This window comes from Ralstonia sp. NFACC01 (assembly GCF_900115545.1).
GTDB lineage: Bacteria > Pseudomonadota > Gammaproteobacteria > Burkholderiales > Burkholderiaceae > Ralstonia > Ralstonia mojiangensis.
In genome coordinates, this window is the sequence record NZ_FOWV01000003.1 from 179,823 (window position 1) to 201,671 (window position 21,849).

Below are 21,849 nucleotides of genomic sequence, written 5' to 3' on the forward strand. Positions count from 1 at the left end.
ATCAGGAGGAGGCGAAGCGGTGCAAAAGCTTTTGAAAATACAGCAATTTGCATCGATCGGCAAGCAATTCACTCCGTGACAATGTGTGTCAGGGCGCACCTTCGGCGGCTGCAGTCCATGTGATCTGCCAGCCAGCCCCGCTGTGCGTGGCGGCCCGATTCATTCCCAGCCCAGCTGCGAACACGAGCATCTCTCCCGCATAGAGCAGCGGCAACCGCTGGCGTTCCCACGCCGGAATGCCGGCCTCCTGATAAGCCTGTTTGAGCGCTCGGGACGGTGCGCCGGAGCGCAGCACGATGCGTTCGCCACCGCGGCGTGGCGACAGCGACAGCGGCGCTTTCAAGGCTTGCACAGCAACGCCATCACTTGCCACGGGCGCAAACAGCAGCGTCCCGCCCCATGCGGCTACATTCACGCGTTGCTCAGTTCGAAGCTCCGGTTCAAACGCCGTCGCTCCAATGGCTACCGCGACCGGCTCCAATGCTTCGTTGGCGCCGGCGTCGACACGAGCAACCCCGCGGTAGCGCCTGACTTGTGCCGCAGATAATTCAATGCACAGCGCGCCATCGTCTCGCGCGTCAATCAGTTGCGTACGCAGATCCTCAAGGCGACGCGTGGACAACGCGCGCATTCCTGAATCGGCCAACCAGGCACGCAGCACCGCACGCTGACGTGGCGCGGATAGCGCAATCAGCGCCGCCACATCCAACCCATCCGCCGAAGCGATCTGCATCAAATCGGCCCGTGCGATCTCGTCGATCAACGCGGCGGCATCCGCCAAGTGCCCAGCGCTGCGGGACAGCGCTTCGCGATACGCCGGGAAATGATTCGCCATGCCCGAAAGCAGCGGACGCAACGCGTTCCTTGCGTAGCGTGCGTCGGTGTTGGATGGGTCCTCGACCCAACTGAGTGCGTGGGTGTGCGCATACAGTTCGATCTCGCTACGCGGTGCATCCACCCATGGACGCAACAACGTGACAGCACCCGCTCGAGCCATTGGCATGGCAGCGAGGCCATGAAGACCGGCGCCACGCATCAATTGCAGCAGGACGGTTTCAGCCTGGTCATCCTGATGATGTGCCGTCAGCAGAATGGAGGCCCCCGTCTGCGCGCAAAGCGCTTCGAGCGCGGCATATCGGGCGTCGCGCGCCGCTTCCTCAACGCCCTGCCCCGCATCGATCGCCACATGGACGCGACGCGCGTAAAACGCAACACCCGCTGCTTCTGCCAAGTGTTGGCAGGCGCATTCCCAGACATCGGCATCGGCCTGCAAGCCATGGTGGATGTGCAGGGCAACGAGCTGCACGCGTGCACCCGAATCACGCCACGCAGCACTTGCGTGCAGAAGCGCGGCGGAATCACGGCCGCCCGACAGGGCAATCCCCACAATTGGAGCTTCGGACCCGCCAGAAGCAACAAAGGCCGCACACGCGGCAACGCGTTGTGCGACCTTGTTGACGAGATCAGCCGACGAATCAGCGGACTTCGGTTTCCTTGAACTTGCCATAAGCCATCAGGCGCTCGTGCCGGCGCGTCTGGAGTTCCGATGTCTTCATGCCCTGGAACTGGCGCAGCGACTCGGCCAGCGCGCGCTTGAGCATCGTCGCCATGTTCTTCGGATCGCGATGCGCGCCGCCCAACGGCTCGTTGACGATCTTGTCGATCAGGCCCAGCGCCTTCAGACGATGCGCGGTCAGGCCCAGTGCCTCGGCGGCTTCCGGCGCTTTCTCTGCGGTCTTCCACAGGATCGACGCGCAGCCTTCCGGCGAAATCACGGCGTACGTGGCGAACTGCAGCATGATCACGGAATCGCCCATGGCGATGGCCAGTGCGCCGCCCGAACCGCCTTCACCGATGATGGTGGCGATCAGGGGCACCTTCAGGCCGGCCATCACAAACAGGTTGTGGCCGATGGCTTCGGATTGGCCGCGCTCTTCCGCATCAATGCCCGGGAACGCGCCCGGCGTATCAACAAACGTGAAGATCGGGAGGCCGAACTTGTCCGCCAGCTCCATCAGGCGCTTGGCTTTGCGGTAGCCCTCCGGCTTGGACATGCCGAAGTTGCGCAGCGCGCGCTCCTTCGTATCGCGGCCCTTCTGGTGACCGATCACCATGCAAGCCTGGCCATTGAAGCGCGCCAGACCGCCCACGATCGACAGGTCGTCTGCAAAGGTGCGGTCGCCGTGCAATTCGTGGAAGTCGGTAAAGATCTCGCGGACGTAATCGAGCGTGTACGGACGCTGCGGGTGCCGGGCGATCTGCGCGACCTGCCATGGCGTCAGGTTGGCGTACAGATCTTTGGTGAGCTGCTGGCTCTTGGAAGCCAGGCGGGAAATTTCTTCAGAAATGTCGACAGCGGAATCGTCTTGTACGAAGCGAAGTTCTTCGATCTTCGCCTCAAGTTCTGCGATCGGCTGCTCGAACTCCAGGAAGGTTGTTTTCATGGATCTTCTGAAAGGCTCTTGAAGGCGCGCATTCTACCGGATTTTGACCGCCGGGCGACGCGCTCCGTTTCATCGGAATGAACAGATCAATAGGTGGTCGCCGTGTCGAGACTGCGCCACATATACCACGTGGCCACGGTGCGCCACGGTTCCCAGTTGGCGGCGACTTCACGCGCTTCGCTGCGAGTGACGGGCTCGCCACTGAAATAATTTTGTGAAATCGCGTTGATGAGCCCGATATCGTCCAGCGGCAGCACATTCGGGCGCATTAAATTGAACATCAGGAACATCTCGGCCGTCCATCGACCGATGCCGCGAATCTGCGTCAACTCGGCAATCACGTCCTCGTCCTCCATCTCGGCCCACTTGGCAACGTGCACGGTGCCGTTACGAAAGTGGTCGGCTAGGTCAAGGATGTACTCGGCCTTGCGCTTGGACAGGCCGCACCCTGCCAGCTTCTCTTGGCCGGCGCGCAGGAACTGGGCAGGCACAAGTTTGGGGCACGCAGTCACAACTCGTTCCCACACCGATTGCGCGGCCTTGACTGAAATCTGCTGACCGACAATCGACCTCGCCAGCGTGACGAACGGGTCGCCACGGGAAGCCAAGTGCGCCGGGCCGTACGTCGGGATGATCTTACGCAGGATGCGGTCGCGCTTCATCAGGTCTGCGCAGGCTTCTTGCCAATACTCGGGTGGGCCTGAGAGCACCACTTCTGCTGGCACAGGTAGTGCCTCGCTGGCGGCAAGCGTTTCGGGCAGCGGCACCTTGCTTGCAGGCGCAGGCATGCGTTTGGCCGGGGACTTGGCAGGCTTGATCGCCGCATTCTTGGCGACGACCGACTTGCTGGCCACACCATCGACCTTCTTGGCGGCCACCTTCTTGGCAGACGGCACCTTCACCGCCGGCGTTTTCTTGGCGGCTGTGCTGCGCACTACGTTGGCTTTCTTGGCCACCGCGTTCATGCGCGTCTCCACTCGGTCAGGCCACCCGGTTTGTCTTCCAGAACGATGCCAGCGGCCAGCAACTCGGCACGGATGGCGTCCGCACGGGCGAAGTCTCGGGCAGCCTTGGCCGCGCGGCGCTCTTCGATACGCGCTTCCACTTCTGCGCCGTCCAGGCCATCGGCCGACACGCCGCTCTGCAGGAACGCGTGCGGATCCCGGCCCAGCAGGCCCAGCACACCGGCCAACGCAGCCAGTTGATTGGTCAGCTCGGGCGAGCGCGTCTTGTTCACCTCGCTCGCCAGCTCAAACAGCACCGACACGGCGACCGGCGTGTTGAAGTCGTCGTTCATCGCTTCGAGGAAGCGCTTACCGTGCGACTCGTTCCAGTCGGGCTTTGCACCGGCCGCGGCAGGCACATCCTTCAGCGCGGTGTACAGGCGCGTAAGCGCATGGCGCGCGTCGTCGAGGTGCGCGTCGCTGTAGTTCAAGTCGCTCCGATAGTGCGAGCGCAGGATGAAGAAACGCACGACCTCCGCGTCATACACCTTCAGCACGTCGCGGATGGTGAAGAAGTTGCCGAGCGATTTCGACATCTTTTCGTCATTCACACGCACGAAGCCGTTGTGCATCCACGTGTTGACGAACGTCTTGCCGGTCGCGCCCTCGGACTGCGCAATTTCATTCTCGTGATGCGGGAACTGCAGATCGGCGCCGCCGCCGTGCAGGTCGAAATGCTCGCCTAGCAGCTCGCAGCTCATCGCCGAGCACTCGATATGCCAGCCCGGGCGGCCCTCGCCCCACGGCGACGCCCAGCGCGACTCGGCCGGCTCATCGGCCTTGGCGGATTTCCACAACACGAAGTCGAGGGGATCCTGCTTGGCATCGTTGGCAGCCACGCGCTCGCCCGCACGCAGGTCTTCGAGCGACTTGCCGGACAGCTTGCCGTAACCGGGAAACTTGCGCACCGCGTAGTTCACGTCGCCGTCGGTCGCCTGATAGGCGAGGCCGTTCGCCTGCAGCCTGCCGATCATGTTCAGCATCTGCGGCACGTATTCGGTGGCGCGGGGCTCGTGGTCGGGGCGCTGCACGCCAAGCGCATCGGCGTCTTCGTGCATGGCAGCGATGAAGCGGCCGGTGAGCGCGCTCATCGTCTCGCCGTTCTCGACCGCGCGCTTGATGATCTTGTCGTCGATGTCGGTGATGTTGCGCACGTAGGTCACCTCGTAACCTGACGCGCGCAGCCAACGCTGCACCATATCGAACACCACCATGACCCGCGCATGCCCCACGTGACAGTAGTCGTACACCGTCATCCCGCACACGTACATGCGTACGCGGCCGGGCTCGATGGGGACGAACGTCTGTTTCTCACGCGCGAGCGTGTTGTAGATCTTGAGTGATTCCATGAAGCAGTGTCGGGAGACTCAGCGCGCCGCGCATGCGAGGTACAACGTTGCGGGCGGACTAAATTGGAGGCAATCGGCGCCGGCGAGGCGCCTGCAAAACTAGCGACATATCTTACCGGAACTGCGCTGACGGGGCCGCCTGCCGGTACGCCTGGCATGCTCCCCGTCAAGAACCTTTCCCGGCGCGCACGGCCGCTGCTGCGCACAAAGACGGTTTGTTAGAATGCGGCGGAGTATAACGGAACCGATTCTCATGAACAGACCGCTGCGTCAGACCGCTGCAACCCTGGCTTGCCTGCTCGCCATGTCGGCGGCACCGGCCTTCGCCCAAACCGCCGGCTTTGCCTTGCCGGCCGATTTGATGCCCAGCACGCAGCAAGCGCCGCAGGTTGCGCGCCAGAAGCGCATCGACGAAGCATTGGCCAAGAAGCAATACGCACAGGCACTCGACGAACTGGACAAGGATGTCGCCTCCCAGCCGCGCAACGCGCAGGCACGCTTCCAGCGCGGCGTGGCACTTGCCGGCCTGGGCCGCGCCGACGATGCCATCGTCGCTTTCAGCCAGATGACACAGGACTTCCCGGAACTGCCCGAGCCTTATATCAATTTGGCTGCGCTGTATGCCGAGCGCGGCGAACTGCTCCGCGCCCGCGACAGCCTGATCATGGCGAACCGCGTGGCGCCGGAGAATGCGATGGCGCAATCCAACCTGGGTGACGTCTACGTCCGCCTGGCCGCGCAGTCGTATCAGAGTGCGATCAAGCTGAACCCGAAGAACGCCACCGCGCGCGCACGCCTGGATGCCCTGCCCGATCTGCCCGGCGTGCACCCTGCGTCCAAACCCGCCACGACCACGCTGCCCGCAGCCAGCGGCGTGAGCGCCAAGCCGGCGAAGCGTCAGTAAGAAGAAGACGCGGCCGATCCTGCTTTTCCCACCCCAAGTTCTCTCTTTCTGACCATGCTCCGTATTCGCTCCCTCTTCGCCGGGCTCGTGTGTGCACTGGCCGTGACCGCCACCGCAGCCACGGCAGCCACCGCATCCGCACCGCATGTCCAGTTCAAGACATCAATGGGTAACTTCACCGTTGAGGTGTATCCGGACAAGGCGCCCAAGACGGTCGCCAACTTCCTGCAGTATGTGAAGGATGGCTTCTATAAGGGCACGATCTTCCACCGTGTGATGGACGGCTTCATGATCCAGGGCGGCGGCTTCACGGCCGACATGAAACAGAAGGACACCCGCCCGCCGGTCGAAATCGAATCGAAGAACGGCCTGAAGAACGACAAGTACACGATCGCCATGGCCCGCACCATGGACCCGAACTCCGCCACCGCGCAGTTCTACGTGAACGTGGTGGACAACAACATGCTCAACTACCCTGGTCAGGACGGTTACGGCTATACCGTCTTCGGCAAGGTGGTTGATGGCACCGACACCATCGACAAGATCAAGGCGGTGGAAACCACCACGAAGTTCCCGCACCAGAATGTGCCTGTGAAGCCGATCCTGATTGAATCGGCCACCGTCGTCTCCAAATAACGCTTTTTGCCCCACCCAAGGAATTCACCATGACCCAAGTCAAGCTGCACACCAACCACGGCGACATCACCCTGGCCCTGGACGCCGAGAAGGCACCCAAGTCGGTCGCCAACTTCGTCGCCTATGTAAAGGATGGCCATTACAACGGCACGGTGTTCCACCGCGTCATCAAAGGCTTCATGATCCAGGGCGGCGGCTTTGAGCCGGGCGAGAAGATGAACCAGAAGCCCACCAAGGCTCCGATCGACAACGAAGCCAACAACGGCCTGAAGAACGAGCGCGGGGCCATTGCCATGGCACGCACCAACGATCCGCACTCGGCCACGGCGCAGTTCTTCATCAACACGGTCGACAACGACTTCCTGAACCACACGTCGCCGACGCCGCAAGGCTGGGGCTACGCCGTGTTCGGCAAAGTGACCGAAGGCATGGACGTCGTCGACAAGATCCGCTCGGTGCGCACGGGCAACCGTGGCTTCCACCAGGACGTGCCGATGGAAGACGTGATCATCGAAAGCGCTGAAGTGATCGAATGATTGACGCAGCGCACGCCTCACAGGCATCCGCGCTGAAGACACCGGTCCGGGTTTCCGGGCCGGTGTTTTTTATTTCGGATCTGCACCTGACGGCCAGCATGCCGGCCACCGCCGCCGCGTTCGAGCGCTTCCTGCGCACGCGCGCCCGCGAGGCCCGCACGCTCGTCATCCTGGGTGACTTCTTCGAATACTGGGTCGGCGATGAAGAATTGGCTGATCCGTTCCACCAGCACATCGCCAACCTGCTCGCTGAAGTTGCAGCGGGCGGCACGCGCGTGCTGTTCATGCACGGCAATCGCGACTTCCTGCTCGGCAAGCGTTTCTTGAAGGCTGCGCACGCTACGCTGCTACCTGATCCCACCGTGCTGGAAGCGGATGATGGCCAGCGCATCGTGCTCGCCCACGGCGACGCCCTCTGCACGCGCGACACGGCCTACATGCGTTTTCGCCACTGGACGCGCAAGCGCTGGGTGCAGCGGATATTCCTGACGATGCCGCTGCGCTGGCGGCTGAAGATCGCTCAAAAGATGCGCGCAGAGAGCGAAGCTGGCCGCGCCATGTCCGCCAACGTAGCGGGCGAACCCCGCGCCGCGGCGATGATGGGCGACGTCGCACCCGAAGCGGTAGACGCGTTGCTCAAGGCATCCAATACATCCACGCTCATCCACGGCCACACGCACCGCCCGCAATTGCATCACGAGCCGAGGGGCAGCCGCTGGGTACTTTCCGACTGGGATTTCGATCAGGCGCAACCGCGCGGCAGTTTTCTGAAACTGCAAGACGGCGCGCTCACGGTCGAGCAAGTGACGACATAAGCTGTCGCCACCGGCCCTTTGCTTACTTGAGCATCCGCTTCAGCTCGCTCGCATCGAACGGATCGTTCGGCGAGTTCTCCAGGTGCGCGCCCAGTCGATCAAGCGCAGAAAGAATCGACTCGATACGCTCCTGCTGAAGCTCGCTGTGGTCGATCAGCCGCTTGAGCGCCAGCGATACCGGATCATCCGCATCCGGCGTAATGCCATACGCGGAAAACTCCTGCTTGAGCGCGGACCGGGCCTCGGTAGCGACATCGCGTTCGATGATGCGCGCCGGAATGCCAACCGCCGTTGCGCCCGGCGCCACCGGCTTAAGCACGACCGCGTTGGACCCAACACGCGCGCCATCTCCGATGACAAAACCGCCGAGCACCTTGGCGCCCGCGCTCACCACCACGCCCTTGCCGAGCGTCGGGTGCCGCTTGGCCCCCTTGTAGAGCGACGTGCCGCCCAGCGTGACGCCCTGGTAGATCGTGCAGTCGTCACCGATCTCGGCCGTCTCGCCGATCACGACACCCATGCCGTGGTCGATGAACACGCGCCGGCCAATTGTCGCGCCGGGGTGGATCTCGATGCCGGTGAGGAAGCGGCCAAGGTGCGAGAACCACCGCCCCAGCAATCGGAACCCGCCGTGCCAACACGCATGGGCAACCCGGTGGACGATGATGGCGTGAAGACCTGGGTAGCAGGTCAGCACTTCCCAGCGGCTGCGTGCGGCCGGGTCTCGCTCCATGATGGCGCCGATATCTTCGCGAATGCGTGTGAACATCTTGAGGTGTGTGGATCGTTATATCTATATGCGCAACGCGCTGAGGGCAGTGTAAGGCATTGCCTTACCGCGCTGCGGCAAGGGTTTTAACCAGACATGCGGGGGATGCCGCCCCGCTTGCTCAACAACGGGCGGCTTTCAGGGCGGTCAGCGACAGTCGTCGGCTGCGCCGGTGGGCGGCGTGGCTGCTTCGGCGTGGCGGCCGAGCATACGCTTGGCGATCCCGCGCAGGATGTTGACCTCTTCGGCCTCCAACTGCGTGCGGGCAAACAGACGCCGCAGGCGCGGCATCAGCTTTTTCGGCTGGGCGGGGTCGAGAAAACCGATCTCAACAAGGCCCTGCTCCAAATGTTCGAACATCCCGTCGATCTGCTCGGCGGTGGCCGGTTCGCCAACAAAGCCGACGCCCTCCATGCGGGTGTCCCCCGTGCCAGTGCCGGCCAGCAGCGCCATACGCACTTCGTACGCAATCAACTGCACCGCCTGCGACAGGTTCAGCGAGGCATACGCCGGGTTGGCTGGAATGTGCGTGACCACATGGCAGCGCTCCACCACCTCGTTGGGCAACCCGAACCGCTCATTGCCGAAGACGAAGGCGACGGTGGTGTCCGGCGCGGCCAACAGTGCGGCCACTTCTTCTGCAGCGGCACGCGGGCCGATGCGGCGCGGCCCGAATTCGCGCGGGCGGGCGGTGAGCGCAATGGTGAGCGAGGCACCGACCAGCGCCTCGCCAATGTCGTCGACCACGCGGGCGGCGGCCAGCACATCATCGGCGCCGCTTGCCATGGCAACGGCATCGGTGTGACATTGGGCGTCCGCCTCGCGGGGGCGTACGAGCACGAAGCTGCCGGGCTCGCCGAACCCCATCGTCTTGAGCGCACGTGCCGTGGAGCCGACATTGCCGGGGTGGCTGGTCTCGACCAGCACGAAACGACACCGCGCGGCGCGCTGGCGCAGCGTTTCCGGGTCGGTAGGAGTTGTGTTCGACGTGCTCATTGGCGCAATTCGCGGGGCGCCTGGGGCGGGGTTCATATACAATACGGCCACTCTTTTGACGGCGGGCAGGATCGCGAGATTGGCCCGCCGCTCGTTCTTCTACAATTCGTTGTGTTGTTTCGCCTGCGGCCGCTTCCGAAAAATCGGCGCGCCAGGCGCGGAGATCCCACATGCATCCGATGCTCAATATCGCCGTCCGGGCTGCTCGCAAGGCCGGCACCGTCATCAACCGCGCGTCCTTCGACGTCGATAGCCTGCGCACCGAGCGCAAACAACACAACGATTTCGTCACCGAAGTCGACCGCGCAGCTGAAGCGGCGATCATCGAAGTCATCAAGACTGCCTACCCCGATCACGCGATTCTAGCGGAAGAGTCCGGCCAATCCTGGGCCGACGGCGAAACCGCCAGCGAAAACGTCTGGGTGATCGACCCGCTGGACGGCACGACCAACTTCATCCACGGCTTCCCGCAATATGGCGTCTCGATCGCACTGATGCAGCGTGGCGTCGTCACCCAGGCCGTGGTGTACGACCCGACGCGCGACGAACTATTCACCGCCTCCAAGGGCGCCGGCGCGTTCCTGAACAACCGCCGCATCCGCGTCACGCGCCGCGACAAACTGGCCGACTGCCTGATCGGGACGGGCTTCCCGTACCGCGATCTGGAAGGCCTGTACGACTACACCCGTCTGTTTGCGACCATGACGGAAAACTGCGCTGGCCTGCGTCGCCCCGGCGCCGCCGCACTGGACCTCGCCTACGTTGCCTGCGGCCGCCTCGACGGTTTCTTCGAGCAGGGCCTGAGCAAATGGGACATGGCCGCCGGCTCGCTGCTCGTGACGGAATCGGGCGGTCTGGTGGGCAACTACACCGGCGAATCTGGCTACCTTGACCAGGGTGAAATCCTGGCGGGCAACCCTAAGGCCTTCGTGCAGATGATCAAGATCACCTCGCCGTTCTCGCGGTCGAAGGCTGAGGCTTGATCGCTGCCAACCGGTAGCTGCCAATAAAAAAGCCCGCGCGAAGCGGGCTTTTTTCTTCCAGCTTACTTCTTGGCGACCGGCGGCTGATTGGGCGCAAAGCTCAACGACGGCAGTTCGGCCTGTGCCTTTTCCGGGGTTTCAAGCTCTGGCACCACGCGGCCGACAATCAGACCCAGCGACGGCGACGTGCGCACGTACTTTGTCTCACCGGCGTCCAGTGCGAAGCTCAGCGTCTTCTCGGTCTCGGTGGCTGTTGACACGACATACTTGCCAGCCGGACGGTCAACGAAGAAGAAGCCGCCCGGTTTGGATTGGCCAATCACTTCGCTGTTCAGCTTGATGTCCGGCTGCAGTGCCGCGCCGATCAGCGACGACGAGCGGAAGAAGTACACGCGTCCCTCATCCTGCTTGAGCGTCGGAATCGACGAAGCCATCTCGGAATACTTCACGCCTGACGCGCAACCCGCCATCAGAACGGTGATACCGATGGCCGAAGCCAATGCGCGCAAAACTCCCTTCATTTTGATTCTCCTGTTGTGATGGATACAGCTGTGGAAAGCGGGGAGTACGCCTGCTCGCCGGGCAGGTAAAACCCGACCAGACGTTGACTGGCAATCACGAGGTAGGCTTCGTGAACCTGCCGGCCTTCAATGGTGAAGATCGTACCGACTGGGCGGTAGACAGCGCCTTGCGACAGCGTCCCCACGCGCTGCCAGTTGGAGCCGGCCGCAAGCGTGCGCGTATAGCCGGTCTCCAGGCGGATCTCCGTTGCCGATTTCAGTTGAATCCGCGATGGACCCGTCGCGTTGTCGGTGGACAGCATGGCTGGCGCGGTAGATATCATCGGCGCGCACGCGCTCAGGCAAGCCATGGCAATGCACGCCACGGCCCAATGCAGCATTGGCTTTCGCACAACTCCCTCCAGAATCTTTTTATCGGTACCGAGGCGGCACTCTGTGGGGAGCGATCTTAATGAGATGACGTGACACTGACATCCCCTCAAACCGGGTTTTTCGTGGGGGTTGCAATGCACGTTGCTAACAACCGATATAAGCGACGCTTAGTCCGCAGGTTAACGCCGCGCCGCCGAGGCCTTTCGTGTTGCGCGCGGAGGAGTCCGCCACCGAGGCATCGCCAAGCGTGGGGCCCAAGGCGCTAATGTCGCAAGACAAACCCTCGCCAGCCGCACGGCTTTTGCGAGCCGCGCCCCTCATTCACAATGTGCTTCGCCTCCAACCGTCATCGCCTGCCATGAAAACCGCCCTCGCCCTGCGCCACGTTCCGTTCGAACATCTCGGCATCCTGCAGCCGCTGCTGGAAGGGCGCGGCTACACCGTTCGCACCGTGGACGTGGGCGTGCAGCCCGTGCCCACAGACGACATGGCCGCGGCCGATTTGCTGATCGTGCTGGGCGGGCCAATCGGCGCATATGACGATGCAACGTATCCGTTCGTGGGCGATGAAGCCGCCGCCATTGCGCGGCGACTGGCCGCACGCAAGCCGTTGCTTGGGATCTGCCTGGGGGCGCAGTTGATGGCGCGGGCACTGGGCGCGGCGGTCAAGCCGATGGGCGTGAAGGAGATCGGCTTTGCGCCCATCACGCTCACGGCCGAAGGGGCAGACTCGCCGCTCGCGCCGCTCGCAGACGGCACGCCGGTGCTGCACTGGCACGGCGACCGGTACGACTTGCCGCCGGGCGCGCGGCGGCTGGCATTCACGACAGTTTGCGCAGAGCAGGCCTTCGCCATTGGCAACCACGCCCTGGGGCTGCAATTCCATCTGGAGGCAAATCTGGAGGAGCTGGAAGCGTGGCTAATCGGGCATGCGGCGGAACTCGGTGCGGCAGGCATCGACCCACGCGCGCTGCGTACGCAAGTGCCGGCGATTGCGGGGCGCCTGTCGCAACGCGCGCGCGAAGTCTTCAACGCCTGGCTGGATCGCGCGGAGGCTGCATGACGCTGCCCGACCCCATCCGCATCGATGCCCTCCTCACCGGGCGCGCTGTCGACTACACGCGCCCTGGCTCGCGCAGCGCCATCGATAAGCGCCCCGTGAGCGGCGTGGTGAAGGTGGACATCAACGGCATTGTCGGTGACGAGCAAGGCGATCTGCGTGTGCACGGCGGCCCCGACAAGGCGATTCACCACTACCCGTTCGACCACTACGCGGTTTGGCAAGCGGACATCGGCGCGCAGCCCGTGCTCGCACAGCCCGGCGCCTTTGGCGAGAACCTGAGCACGACGGGCATCACCGAAGTGGACATCTGCGTGGGTGATCGCCTGCGAGCGGGCAGCGTAGTGCTGGAAGTGTCGCAACTGCGTCAGCCGTGCTGGAAGCTGAACGACCGTTTCAATGCGCGCGACATGGCACGCCGGGTGCAAAACACAGGGCGCACGGGTTGGTACTACCGGGTGTTGGAAGGCGGCACACTGCGCGCGGGCGATGCGCTCGAATGGCTCGAGCGCCCATGGCCGCAATGGCCGCTAGCGCGCGTGCTCGACGTGCTTTACCGCAACATGCTCGATCGTGCAGCGCTGGCCGACATGCTGACGCTGCCGCTCACGCCGTCATGGCGGAAACTTGTTGAGGGTCGCCTCGCACGCGGCGAGGTGGAAAGCTGGGCCAAACGCATCGATGGCCCAGCACTTGATGCCTGAGCTCTCAACCGATCAGAACGTTTCCCAATCGGCGTCGGAACCGCCACTGGCCACGGCCAGAGGTTGCTTGCGGGCAGGAGCAGAAACGGCAGTGGCAGGCGCGACCGGCGCAGACGCCGCTGGCTGAGCAGCGACCTTCGCTTCAGGCTTGCGCGCAACCGCGCGCGCGGGCTTGGCGGCGCTAACTGACTTTGCCGCGGCCTTGGCAGCGGGCTTGGCGACCTTCTCAAGTTTCTGCGCGGCCGTCGCAGGGGTCTCTGCCCCGTCCAACCGGAACTGCGACACCACCTGCGAGAGGTTCTGCGCCTGTTCTTCGAGCGATTGCGCGGCGGCAGCCGCCTGCTCGACCAGCGCGGCGTTCTGCTGCGTCACCTGCTCCATCTCTGTTACGGCCTGGCCGATCTGCAGGATGCCCTGCGTCTGCTCGGCCGATGCCGAAGCAATGTCTTCAACGATATTGGCGACGCGGCGTACGGCCTCAACCGTCTCGGTAATGGTCTCGCCGGCCTGCGCGACTTGCGTGTGGCCCGCTTGCACGCGCGATACCGAATCGTCGATCAGCGTCTTGATTTCCTTGGCAGCGGCAGCACTGCGCTGAGCCAGCGCGCGCACCTCGCCAGCCACCACGGCAAAGCCGCGGCCCTGCTCGCCAGCGCGAGCGGCTTCCACGGCAGCGTTGAGGGCCAGGATGTTGGTCTGGAACGCAATGCCATCAATCACGCCGATGATGTCGGCCATCTTGCGCGAGCCCGCGCTGATATCGTCCATAGTGGCCACCACGCCGCGCACCACGTCGCCGCCGCGCGAAGCCAGGTCAGCCGCGTTCGACGCCAGCGCGCTGGCTTGGCGAGCGTTCTCGGAATTGTTGGTGACGGTGGAGGTCATCTGCTCCATGCTGGCGGCGGTCTTCTCCAGCGAGGCCGACTGCTGCTCGGTACGCGAGGACAGATCAAGGTTGCCGCTGGCGATTTCGTGCGCGCCGGTGTTGACCGAATCCGAGCTGTTACGCACCTGACGCACGGTGTTCACCAAGCTCTCGCGCATGCGGCCCACGGCAGCCAGCAGGCTGCCCAGCTCATTGCGCCCACCCGTTTTGACGTGAACGGCCAAATCGCCTTCGGCCACGCGACTGAGTACAGTCACCGCTTCGTTGAGCGGCGTGATCACGAAGGCCTTGAGGCCGTAGAACACCACCACGATCAACGCGAGCGCCATGGCGATACCGAGCGCGACGAACTTCAGGATCGTTTCATAGCGCGAGCGGCCATTGTCAGCCTCGTCCTTGGACAGCTTCTTGACGAGCTGCTGGAAATTCTCGATCTGCACCGACCAGGCCGCACCGGTATCGGTCACGTCCTTGTAGTTGATCGGGGCATAGGCTGCGGCATCACCGGCGCGCAGGGCCGCAAGGGCGCGCTGCACGGCTTCGATGTGCGTCTGTGCGGCCTGGACGATTGCCTGGCGCAGCGACTCGTCAACACCTTCGATGGGCGGCGCATTCTTGAACGCCTCCACCTGTTCGATGGACTTCTTCAAGCCTTTCTCCGAGCTAGCCAGCGCAGCCGTCTTGGCCGTTTCATCCATGTTCTCGCGCAACACGCTGTACAAGCGCGACATGCCGGTGCGCGCGCGCTGCATGTCCTTGTACGCGTCATTCAACAGCATGCTGCGGTCGGAAATCTCATGCACGCGCTCGGTGGCAGCGTTGGTGGTGCGCAAAGCCAGCACACCCACCGCCGCCCCGACCACGATCATCAGTGCAAAGGTGATCAGAATCGCCAGCAGGCCAGCGCGCACGCTGGTGTTCTTCAAAATGCGGTCCATCTTGTCTCCGGAATCCGGGCAGGCAAGCACGCGATTGCGCGCGTCAAATCAACGAGGTGAAAGTCAGTCGCGGGTCAGAACGTTTCCCAGTCCGAATCATCTCCGGCGGCCACCAGCGGCCTCGCTTTGGTCAGGCTTGCCGGTATGACTGCCGGTGCGGGCGCACTCTTCTCGGCCTGGGAGACCGGCTTGGCCGCCGCCTTGCGCAGCACAGGCGGCTTGCGTGAGGTCAGCCTGGGCTTGGCGGCATCGGTGCTCGGCTTAGCGGCATCGCGGCGCGGCGCTTCGTTCTTGGGTGCTACCGGCGCTGCAATTGCGACCGGCTTGACCGGCGCAACCACTGGCTCAACCTTGGCGACCATGGCTGGAGCACGGAGCGCATGCGTATCGAGGCGGAATTGCGCCACCACCTGCGTCAGGCTCACCGCCTGCTCTTCGAGCGATTGCGCGGCTGCGGCGGCTTCCTCCACCAGTGCGGCGTTCTGCTGGGTCGCGTCATCAAGCTGCGTGACGGCGTGGCTGACTTCTTCAATACCCGAGCGCTGCTCCTGGCTGGCGGACGAAATCTCGCCAACGATGTCGGTCACGCGCTTCACGCTCGCAACAATCTCGCGCATGGTCGTGCCGGCCTCTTCCACCAGCGCGCTGCCCGCATCCACGTTGACGACGGAATCGTCGATGAGCGCCTTAATTTCCTTGGCGGCAGCGGCACTGCGCTGCGCAAGGCTGCGCACTTCACCGGCCACCACGGCAAAACCGCGGCCCTGCTCACCGGCGCGGGCGGCTTCCACCGCGGCATTCAGCGCGAGGATGTTGGTCTGGAAAGCGATGCCGTCGATCACGCCGATGATGTCGACGATCTTGCGCGACGACGCGTTGATCGAGCCCATGGTCTCGACCACGCGCGTCACCACATCGCCGCCGCGCACGGCCACATCCGAGGCGGACGCGGCCAATTGGTTGGCCTGCTGGGCGTTGTCGGCGTTCTGCTGCACGGTCGACATCAGCTGTTCCATGGCCGAAGCCGTTTCTTCGAGCGAGCTGGCCTGCTGCTCGGTGCGCGACGACAGATCGAGGTTGCCGCTGGCGATCTCGCGCGTGGCGGTGCCAATGGTTTCCGAAGCGCCCTTGATGCGGCCGATGGTCTGCACCAGCGCGCCGCGCATGCGGCTCATGGCGTAGAGCAGGCTGTGGTTGTCATCGGCACGGGTGGCGATCTCGACGGTCAAGTCGCCGCCGGCGATGCGATTGGCCACATCGGCTGCGTAGGCAGGGTCCCCGCCGAGCGTGCGCTGCAGGCCGCGGTTCGCGATGCCGCCCAGCAACACCAGCAAGCCGCCCACCAGCACCAGCAGGCCGCCCGTCTGGTACAGCGAAGTCATGAATGCGGCATTGATGTCGTCCATGTAGACGCCGGTCGAGAAGACCCAGTCCCACGGCTCATAGCGCATTGCAAAAGCCGTCTTGGGCACCGGTTCCGTGCCACCGACCTTCGGCCAGACGTAGCTGGTGAATCCGCCCTTGGGATCTTTGGCCGCGTTGGTCAGGCCCATGTAGACCGCATTGCCTTGCGCATCCTTGAAGCCGGATTGGTCCTTGCCGATGAACTCGGGCTTGATCGGGTGCATCACCACCACGTTGTTGGAGCTCGTGATGGTGAAGTAACCGTCCTTGTCGTAGCGCAGCGCCTTGAAGCGGTCGAGCGCCTCCTTCTGCGCGGCGTCTTTGGTCAACGTACCGTTCTTGGTCAGGTCGTCGTACTGCTTGGCCAGGTTCATGGCCATGGTCGTCACGCTGACGAGGTTGTTCTTGCGCTCCTCCACGCGGATCTCACGCGCCTGATACGCGTTGAATACCGAGATCAAGGTCAGCGCGACAAGGCTGATGACCAACGGCAGCCAAAGCTTTTGGCGAAAGCTGAGCTTGCTCATTCCAGAGTCTCCGGATGCGGAGCCGCGAGGCGCCGTTTGCGCAAATGCGGTTCCGCTATGGTTTTAGGGGTCCGGATGGTCTATCGGCAGGCGGAGCGCCAATCTTGAGGGGGCACACCCGCGCGAGAGCCGGCCGCGGTGCATTTGCACCCATGCAGAGCGGACACCGCCGGCAGCGATCTTTGCAAATGGCGCCACATTAGGCAGAATTCTTTTGATCTGGAATTGACAATAAGCGATGAAAACCACGCTCGAAGAACTGCTTGCCTTTCGCACCGTGGTCGACACGGGCTCCGTTACGGCCGCCGCCGAGCAACTCGGCCAGACCGTGTCGGGCGTAAGCCGTGCACTGCGCCGGCTGGAAGAGAAGCTGGACACCACCCTGCTCTCGCGCACCACGCGGCGGCTGGCGCTCACCGACGAGGGCGCGACATTTCTGGCGCGGGCGCGCAGCATCCTCGCCGCCGTCGACGAGGCCGAGGAGCAGATGGCCCTGCGCCGCCAGCAGCCCGCAGGCCGTCTGCGCATCAACGCTGCCATGCCGTTCATGCTGCATGTGGTGGCGCCGCTGGTGCCGGACTTCCGCGCGCAGTATCCGCAGATCGAACTGGAGCTGAACACCGACGACCTGATCATCGATCTGCTGGAAGAAGACACCGACGTGGCGATCCGCATCGGCCCGCTGCGTGACTCCACCCTGCGGGCGCGGCTGCTCGGCACGCGGCGGCTGCGCGTGCTGGCAAGCCCCGCCTATCTGAAAGCGCACGGCCGGCCCCGCAACGTGGATGACCTGCAGAAGCACGTCCTGCTCGGTTTCGGGCAGCCGGAATCGCTGAATCAGTGGCCCTTGCGCGGCCCGCACGGCGACCGACTGCGTATCGAGCCCACGCTCAAGGCTTCAAGCGGTGAAACCCTGCGCCAGCTCGCACTGCAAGGCGCCGGCATCGTCTGCCTGGCTGACTTCATGAGCGCTGAAGACCGACGCACGGGCGATCTCGTACAGGTGCTGCCGGATGCCACGGTCGAGGTGCTGCAGCCGATTCACGCGGTGTACTACCGCAACACCCAGTTGGCTTCGCGGATTGCGTGCTTTCTCGACTTTCTGGAAGGCCGGCTTGCCGACGATGGACGGTGAAGCCGCATCGCGGGTGTGCAACAATTGCGCGATTCAACACCTTCCGCGCGCGGCCTGATCGGATCACATCGGGCGGCGCGCTGCGCTTTGAGCACTCATGGCTGAACACTCCGCTCCGGTTCTGGAGATCGACCCGAAATACGGCCCTTTCGACAAGCACACTCCGATGATGCAGCAGTACCTTCGCTTGAAGGCTGGGCATCCGGACACACTTGTCTTCTACCGCATGGGCGACTTTTACGAACTCTTTTTTGAAGACGCCGAAAAAGCCTCCCGCCTGCTCGACATCACCCTCACTGCACGCGGCAGTTCCAACGGGCATCCGATCCGCATGGCGGGCATCCCGTTCCACGCTGCCGAGCAATACCTTGCCAAGCTGGTCAAGCTGGGCGAATCCGTCGCCATCTGCGAGCAAATCGGAGACCCTGCGACGACCAAGGGACCGGTCGAGCGCAAGGTCGTGCGCGTCGTCACGCCCGGCACGCTGACCGATGCTGCGCTGCTGTCCGACAAGGTCAACAACCATCTGCTGGCCATCGCGCACCTGCCCGGCAAGCGGGGCGCGGCACCGCTGATCGGCCTGGCGTGGCTCAACCTCGTCGGCGGCGAATTGCGTGTGATGGAATGCAGCCCCGACCAGCTCGATCGTGAACTCGAACGCATTCGCCCCGCCGAAGTGCTGGCCGACGATGCGACGCTCAACACCATCCAGGTGGATGTCGCCCGCACGCGCTTGCCCGACTGGCACTTCGACGTGGAAGCCGGCACCCGCCGCCTGCGCGAACAACTCGGCGTGGCCAGCCTCGTCGCCTTTGGCGCGGAAACGTTGACGGCCGCACTGGCGGCTGCCGGCGCGCTGCTCAATTACGCGGCGGCCACGCAGGGCCAATCGCTGCGCCACGTGATCGGCCTGACCGTCGAGCACGAAAGCGAATTCATCGGCCTGGACACCGCCACGCGCCGCAACCTGGAGCTGACCGAGACGCTGCGCGGGCAGGAATCGCCGACGCTGTTCTCGCTGCTCGACACCTGCGCGACCAGCATGGGTAGCCGCCTGCTGCGCCACTGGCTGCATCATCCGCTGCGGGATCGCGCCGTGCCTCAAGCGCGTCAGCAAGCGATTGAAGTGCTGCTCGGCAGCGATTGGCAAACGTTGCGGGCAACGCTGCGCACGCTGTCGGACGTGGAGCGCATTACAGGGCGGCTGGCGCTGCTGTCGGCGCGGCCGCGCGATCTGTCGTCCTTGCGTGACACGTTGGCGCGCCTGCCCGAGATTCGCGAAGAACTGCCGCAGAGTGACGCGGCTCCGCTGCTGACCGAGCTGTACGCCGCGCTCAGCTTGCCCGAAGACGCCCACGCCCTGCTGCAGCGCGCCGTGATGGCCGAGCCGGCGGCCATGGTGCGCGACGGCGGCGTCATCGCCCGCGGCTACGACGCCGACCTCGACGAGCTGCGCGACATCTCGGAAAACTGCGGCCAGTTCCTCGTCGATCTGGAAGCCCGCGAACGCGAGCGCACCGGCATCGCGAATCTGCGCGTTGAATACAACCGCGTGCATGGCTTCTACATCGAAGTCACCAACGGCCAGGCCGCCAAGGTGCCGGACGATTACCGCCGCCGCCAGACGCTGAAGAACGCCGAGCGCTACATCACGCCCGAGCTGAAGGCGTTCGAAGACAAAGCGTTGTCCGCGCAGGACCGCGCGCTGTCGCGCGAAAAACTCCTCTACGAAGAATTGCTGCAGAAGCTGCTGCCGCATCTGGCCGAGTTCAAACGCATCGCCGCCGCCCTCGCGCAGGCCGATGTGCTGGCAACGCTCGCCGAGCGCGCGCATGCGCTGTCGTGGTCGCGCCCCGTGCTGACCGATGCACCGGGCATTGAGCTGACGCGCGCACGCCATCCCGTGGTCGAACAGCAAGTCGAACAGTTCGTCGCCAACGACTGCATGCTGCAGGAAGCGCGCAAGCTGTTGCTGATCACCGGCCCGAACATGGGTGGTAAATCGACCTTCATGCGGCAAACCGCGCTGGTTGTGCTGCTCGCCTACGTGGGCGCATTTGTGCCGGCGGAAGCGGCCGTCATCGGCCCGATCGACCGCATCTTCACGCGCATCGGCGCCGCCGACGATCTGGCGGGCGGCCGTTCGACCTTCATGGTTGAAATGACGGAGGCCGCCGCCATCCTGCACCGCGCAACGCCCAACAGCCTGGTGCTGATGGACGAGATCGGCCGAGGCACGAGCACGTTCGATGGCCTGGCGCTCGCCTGGGCGATTGCGCGCCACCTGCTGTCGCACAACCGCAGCCACACGCTGTTCGCCACGCACTATTTCGAGCTGACGCAACTGCCGCAAGAATTTGCGCAGGCTGCCAACGTGCATCTCTCCGCCGTCGAACATGGTGACGGCATTGTCTTCCTGCATGCCGTGCAGGACGGTCCGGCCAGCCAGAGTTACGGCCTGCAGGTCGCGCAGTTGGCGGGCGTGCCGCAGCCGGTCATTCGCGCCGCGCGCAAGCGGCTCGCGTGGCTGGAGCAGCATTCCGCCGACACCGGCGCCACGCCTCAGTTGGACCTGTTCGCACTCGCTGCGGATACGCCCATCGACGATGAAGACGACGACGCCGAAGCACCCGACAGCACACTGACGGATGCACTCGCCGGGATCGATCCCGATGACATGACGCCGCGTGAAGCGCTCGAAGCGCTGTACCGGCTCAAGGCGCTGGCGAGCCCATCCGCCTGACCCGATGACCCGGCCCGGCGCAGCTTCCCGCATGCTTCCATGCATCGCCTTGGCACTGGCGGTGCTGCTGCCGGGGGCTGCGCTGGCGGCGTCCAAGACCGCAAAGCCCGCAAATGACGCGCCGTCCGCCTTCGCCTTCACGGTCATCGGCAACGTTCCCGAACGCCCCGAAGATGTCGCGACCGTGCGCACACTGCTCGACACCATCGACGCCGAACATCCGGCGTTCGTCGTTCACCTGGGCAACCTCAAGGGCCGCGATGAATCGTGCTCCGACACGCTGCTCGAAGCACGTCATGACCTGCTCGACAGCCTGATCGCACCGGTCATCTACATCCCCGGCGACCACGACTGGAGCGACTGCCAGCGCCCCGCCGCCGGCAGCTTCGACCCAGTGGAACGCCTGTTGCGCCTGCGCGAGCTGTTCTACCCAGACGACAACACGCTCGGCCAGCGCACCATGACCGTCATGCGCCAGTCCGATCAGGCCAAGTTCCGCAGCTACCGCGAAAACACGCGTTGGACGATGAGCGACGTGCTGTTCGTCACCCTCAACGTGCCTGGCGACAACAACAACTACAAGATCGCGGGCGGCCGCAACGGCGAATACGAAGATCGCCTCGAAGCCAATCGCCAATGGTTAGCGCGCGCCTTTGCCGTCGCACACCAACGCAAGATGGCCGGCGTGGTCATCATGATGCAGGCCGATCCGCTTTTCGAAGACGGGTGGGAACGGCGCCGTGCGCCCAACCTGCTTGACGGCTTGCTGCGTCGGCGTTCGCATGACGGTTACCTGGCACTCAAGCGCCAGTTGCGAACGCTCACGCGCGACTACGACGGTGCAGTCCTACTCATCCACGGCGCCAGCCAGACCTTCATGCTCGACCGCCCGCTCAAGGACGAAGACGGGCGCCCGGACTCGCACGTCATGCGCGCACGCACTTATGGTTCGCCAGTGCTCGATCGCTGGCTGGAAGTGTCCGTCACGCCGGGCCGCACGCCGCTGTTCCATATCCGCAGCCGCCGTCTCGACAGCACTCCCGCGCCGGCGTCGGAAATCACGCCAGCGCCGGTGCAATAAAAACGGGAGCCGAAGCTCCCGTTCTCGCATCTCGATGGACTT

20 protein-coding genes are annotated in these 21,849 nt (G+C 64.1%); 10 read left to right on the plus strand and 10 right to left on the minus strand.

The window, feature by feature from the left end; translation table 11 throughout:
- Positions 1 to 88 precede the first annotated feature (88 nt).
- The 4 genes from tilS to cysS all read right to left on the minus strand — a co-directional run bounded on the left by tilS (position 89) and on the right by cysS (position 4,797).
- Positions 89 to 1,507, minus strand: coding sequence for a tRNA lysidine(34) synthetase TilS (gene tilS / locus BM136_RS08790; protein WP_092971497.1), 1,419 nt, complete (start codon positions 1,505 to 1,507; stop codon positions 89 to 91).
- A complete protein-coding gene (locus tag BM136_RS08795) occupies positions 1,476 to 2,444 on the minus strand; it encodes an acetyl-CoA carboxylase carboxyltransferase subunit alpha (protein ID WP_092971498.1) in 969 nt (322 codons plus the stop codon). The genes tilS and BM136_RS08795 overlap by 32 nt, the downstream gene beginning before the upstream one ends.
- 86 nt (positions 2,445 to 2,530) lie before the next feature.
- Entirely contained in the window at positions 2,531 to 3,409 is an 879-nt protein-coding gene (locus BM136_RS08800) for a DNA-3-methyladenine glycosylase family protein (protein WP_092971499.1), read from the minus strand.
- Positions 3,406 to 4,797 (minus strand): cysteine--tRNA ligase, encoded by a 1,392-nt coding sequence (gene cysS, locus BM136_RS08805; protein ID WP_092971500.1) that lies wholly within the window; start codon positions 4,795 to 4,797, stop codon positions 3,406 to 3,408. Before cysS ends, BM136_RS08800 begins: the two co-directional genes overlap by 4 nt.
- Positions 4,798 to 5,050: 253 nt before the next feature.
- Here cysS and BM136_RS08810 point away from each other — a divergent pair, with 253 nt between their 5' ends.
- Genes BM136_RS08810 through BM136_RS08825 form a run of 4 tightly spaced genes read left to right on the plus strand, consistent with a single transcriptional unit; the run spans position 5,051 to position 7,688 of the window.
- On the plus strand, positions 5,051 to 5,701 hold the full coding sequence (locus BM136_RS08810; protein WP_092971501.1) for a tetratricopeptide repeat protein: 651 nt from the start codon (positions 5,051 to 5,053) through the stop codon (positions 5,699 to 5,701).
- A gap of 54 nt (positions 5,702 to 5,755) precedes the next feature.
- Complete coding sequence (locus BM136_RS08815; protein ID WP_092971502.1) at positions 5,756 to 6,337, plus strand: peptidylprolyl isomerase; 582 nt, start codon at positions 5,756 to 5,758, stop codon at positions 6,335 to 6,337.
- Positions 6,338 to 6,366: 29 nt separating this feature from the next.
- Complete coding sequence (locus tag BM136_RS08820) at positions 6,367 to 6,873, plus strand: peptidylprolyl isomerase (RefSeq protein ID WP_024976009.1); 507 nt, start codon at positions 6,367 to 6,369, stop codon at positions 6,871 to 6,873.
- Positions 6,870 to 7,688, plus strand: a complete 819-nt coding sequence (locus BM136_RS08825; protein ID WP_092971503.1) for a UDP-2,3-diacylglucosamine diphosphatase — start codon at positions 6,870 to 6,872, stop codon at positions 7,686 to 7,688. The genes BM136_RS08820 and BM136_RS08825 overlap by 4 nt, the downstream gene beginning before the upstream one ends.
- A 22-nt stretch (positions 7,689 to 7,710) precedes the next feature.
- Here BM136_RS08825 and cysE read toward each other — a convergent pair whose 3' ends face one another.
- Together cysE and BM136_RS08835 are read right to left on the minus strand one after the other, a co-directional pair.
- Entirely contained in the window at positions 7,711 to 8,457 is a 747-nt protein-coding gene (gene cysE, locus BM136_RS08830) for a serine O-acetyltransferase (RefSeq protein WP_092971504.1), read from the minus strand.
- Positions 8,458 to 8,604: 147 nt separating this feature from the next.
- Positions 8,605 to 9,453: an RNA methyltransferase gene (locus BM136_RS08835; protein WP_092971505.1), complete on the minus strand. Its 849-nt coding sequence runs from the start codon at positions 9,451 to 9,453 to the stop codon at positions 8,605 to 8,607.
- Between the two features lie 170 nt (positions 9,454 to 9,623).
- Between BM136_RS08835 and BM136_RS08840 the strand changes: the two genes are divergently transcribed.
- Positions 9,624 to 10,436, plus strand: a complete 813-nt coding sequence (locus tag BM136_RS08840) for an inositol monophosphatase family protein (protein ID WP_012435285.1) — start codon at positions 9,624 to 9,626, stop codon at positions 10,434 to 10,436.
- A gap of 62 nt (positions 10,437 to 10,498) precedes the next feature.
- Here the strand turns inward: BM136_RS08840 and BM136_RS08845 are convergent, their stop codons facing one another.
- On the minus strand, positions 10,499 to 10,957 hold the full coding sequence (locus BM136_RS08845) for a DUF2846 domain-containing protein (RefSeq protein WP_092971506.1): 459 nt from the start codon (positions 10,955 to 10,957) through the stop codon (positions 10,499 to 10,501).
- Positions 10,954 to 11,349 (minus strand): hypothetical protein, encoded by a 396-nt coding sequence (locus BM136_RS08850; RefSeq protein WP_092971507.1) that lies wholly within the window; start codon positions 11,347 to 11,349, stop codon positions 10,954 to 10,956. The genes BM136_RS08845 and BM136_RS08850 overlap by 4 nt, the downstream gene beginning before the upstream one ends.
- Before the next feature lie 338 nt (positions 11,350 to 11,687).
- Here BM136_RS08850 and BM136_RS08855 point away from each other — a divergent pair, with 338 nt between their 5' ends.
- Together BM136_RS08855 and BM136_RS08860 are read left to right on the plus strand one after the other, a co-directional pair.
- The gene (locus BM136_RS08855) at positions 11,688 to 12,392 is read left to right on the plus strand and encodes a glutamine amidotransferase (RefSeq protein WP_092971508.1); all 705 of its coding nucleotides are present in this window, start codon (positions 11,688 to 11,690) and stop codon (positions 12,390 to 12,392) included.
- A complete protein-coding gene (locus tag BM136_RS08860; protein ID WP_092971509.1) occupies positions 12,389 to 13,093 on the plus strand; it encodes an MOSC domain-containing protein in 705 nt (234 codons plus the stop codon). Before BM136_RS08855 ends, BM136_RS08860 begins: the two co-directional genes overlap by 4 nt.
- A gap of 12 nt (positions 13,094 to 13,105) precedes the next feature.
- On the opposite strand, the gene BM136_RS08865 is transcribed toward BM136_RS08860, so the two are convergent.
- Positions 13,106 to 14,917, minus strand: coding sequence for a methyl-accepting chemotaxis protein (locus tag BM136_RS08865; RefSeq protein WP_092971510.1), 1,812 nt, complete (start codon positions 14,915 to 14,917; stop codon positions 13,106 to 13,108).
- Positions 14,918 to 14,991: 74 nt separating this feature from the next.
- Positions 14,992 to 16,848 carry a methyl-accepting chemotaxis protein gene (locus BM136_RS08870; protein WP_092971511.1) on the minus strand — a complete coding sequence of 619 codons (1,857 nt, stop codon included), beginning with the start codon at positions 16,846 to 16,848 and terminating at the stop codon, positions 14,992 to 14,994.
- A gap of 238 nt (positions 16,849 to 17,086) precedes the next feature.
- On the opposite strand from BM136_RS08870, the gene BM136_RS08875 reads away from it, so the two are divergent.
- From BM136_RS08875 to BM136_RS08885, 3 genes are all read left to right on the plus strand, one after another.
- On the plus strand, positions 17,087 to 17,983 hold the full coding sequence (locus BM136_RS08875; protein WP_092971512.1) for a LysR family transcriptional regulator: 897 nt from the start codon (positions 17,087 to 17,089) through the stop codon (positions 17,981 to 17,983).
- Positions 17,984 to 18,080: 97 nt separating this feature from the next.
- Positions 18,081 to 20,726, plus strand: a complete 2,646-nt coding sequence (mutS, locus tag BM136_RS08880; protein WP_092971513.1) for a DNA mismatch repair protein MutS — start codon at positions 18,081 to 18,083, stop codon at positions 20,724 to 20,726.
- 4 nt (positions 20,727 to 20,730) lie between these two features.
- Positions 20,731 to 21,807 (plus strand): metallophosphoesterase, encoded by a 1,077-nt coding sequence (locus BM136_RS08885; RefSeq protein WP_092971514.1) that lies wholly within the window; start codon positions 20,731 to 20,733, stop codon positions 21,805 to 21,807.
- The last annotated feature ends 42 nt before the right edge of the window (positions 21,808 to 21,849 follow it).

Coding starts and splice junctions, on each gene's coding strand:
- BM136_RS08825 (WP_092971503.1), top strand. CDS start 6,870: ATGATTGACGCAGCGCACGCCTCACAGGCATCCGCGCTGAAGACACCG.
- BM136_RS08870 (WP_092971511.1), bottom strand. CDS start 16,848: ATGAGCAAGCTCAGCTTTCGCCAAAAGCTTTGGCTGCCGTTGGTCATC.
- BM136_RS08795 (WP_092971498.1), bottom strand. CDS start 2,444: ATGAAAACAACCTTCCTGGAGTTCGAGCAGCCGATCGCAGAACTTGAG.
- BM136_RS08820 (WP_024976009.1), top strand. CDS start 6,367: ATGACCCAAGTCAAGCTGCACACCAACCACGGCGACATCACCCTGGCC.
- cysE (WP_092971504.1), bottom strand. CDS start 8,457: ATGTTCACACGCATTCGCGAAGATATCGGCGCCATCATGGAGCGAGAC.
- tilS (WP_092971497.1), bottom strand. CDS start 1,507: ATGGCAAGTTCAAGGAAACCGAAGTCCGCTGATTCGTCGGCTGATCTC.
- BM136_RS08810 (WP_092971501.1), top strand. CDS start 5,051: ATGAACAGACCGCTGCGTCAGACCGCTGCAACCCTGGCTTGCCTGCTC.
- mutS (WP_092971513.1), top strand. CDS start 18,081: ATGGCTGAACACTCCGCTCCGGTTCTGGAGATCGACCCGAAATACGGC.
- BM136_RS08835 (WP_092971505.1), bottom strand. CDS start 9,453: ATGAGCACGTCGAACACAACTCCTACCGACCCGGAAACGCTGCGCCAG.
- BM136_RS08800 (WP_092971499.1), bottom strand. CDS start 3,409: ATGAACGCGGTGGCCAAGAAAGCCAACGTAGTGCGCAGCACAGCCGCC.
- BM136_RS08885 (WP_092971514.1), top strand. CDS start 20,731: ATGACCCGGCCCGGCGCAGCTTCCCGCATGCTTCCATGCATCGCCTTG.
- BM136_RS08865 (WP_092971510.1), bottom strand. CDS start 14,917: ATGGACCGCATTTTGAAGAACACCAGCGTGCGCGCTGGCCTGCTGGCG.
- cysS (WP_092971500.1), bottom strand. CDS start 4,797: ATGGAATCACTCAAGATCTACAACACGCTCGCGCGTGAGAAACAGACG.
- BM136_RS08875 (WP_092971512.1), top strand. CDS start 17,087: ATGAAAACCACGCTCGAAGAACTGCTTGCCTTTCGCACCGTGGTCGAC.
- BM136_RS08845 (WP_092971506.1), bottom strand. CDS start 10,957: ATGAAGGGAGTTTTGCGCGCATTGGCTTCGGCCATCGGTATCACCGTT.
- BM136_RS08855 (WP_092971508.1), top strand. CDS start 11,688: ATGAAAACCGCCCTCGCCCTGCGCCACGTTCCGTTCGAACATCTCGGC.
- BM136_RS08815 (WP_092971502.1), top strand. CDS start 5,756: ATGCTCCGTATTCGCTCCCTCTTCGCCGGGCTCGTGTGTGCACTGGCC.
- BM136_RS08840 (WP_012435285.1), top strand. CDS start 9,624: ATGCATCCGATGCTCAATATCGCCGTCCGGGCTGCTCGCAAGGCCGGC.
- BM136_RS08860 (WP_092971509.1), top strand. CDS start 12,389: ATGACGCTGCCCGACCCCATCCGCATCGATGCCCTCCTCACCGGGCGC.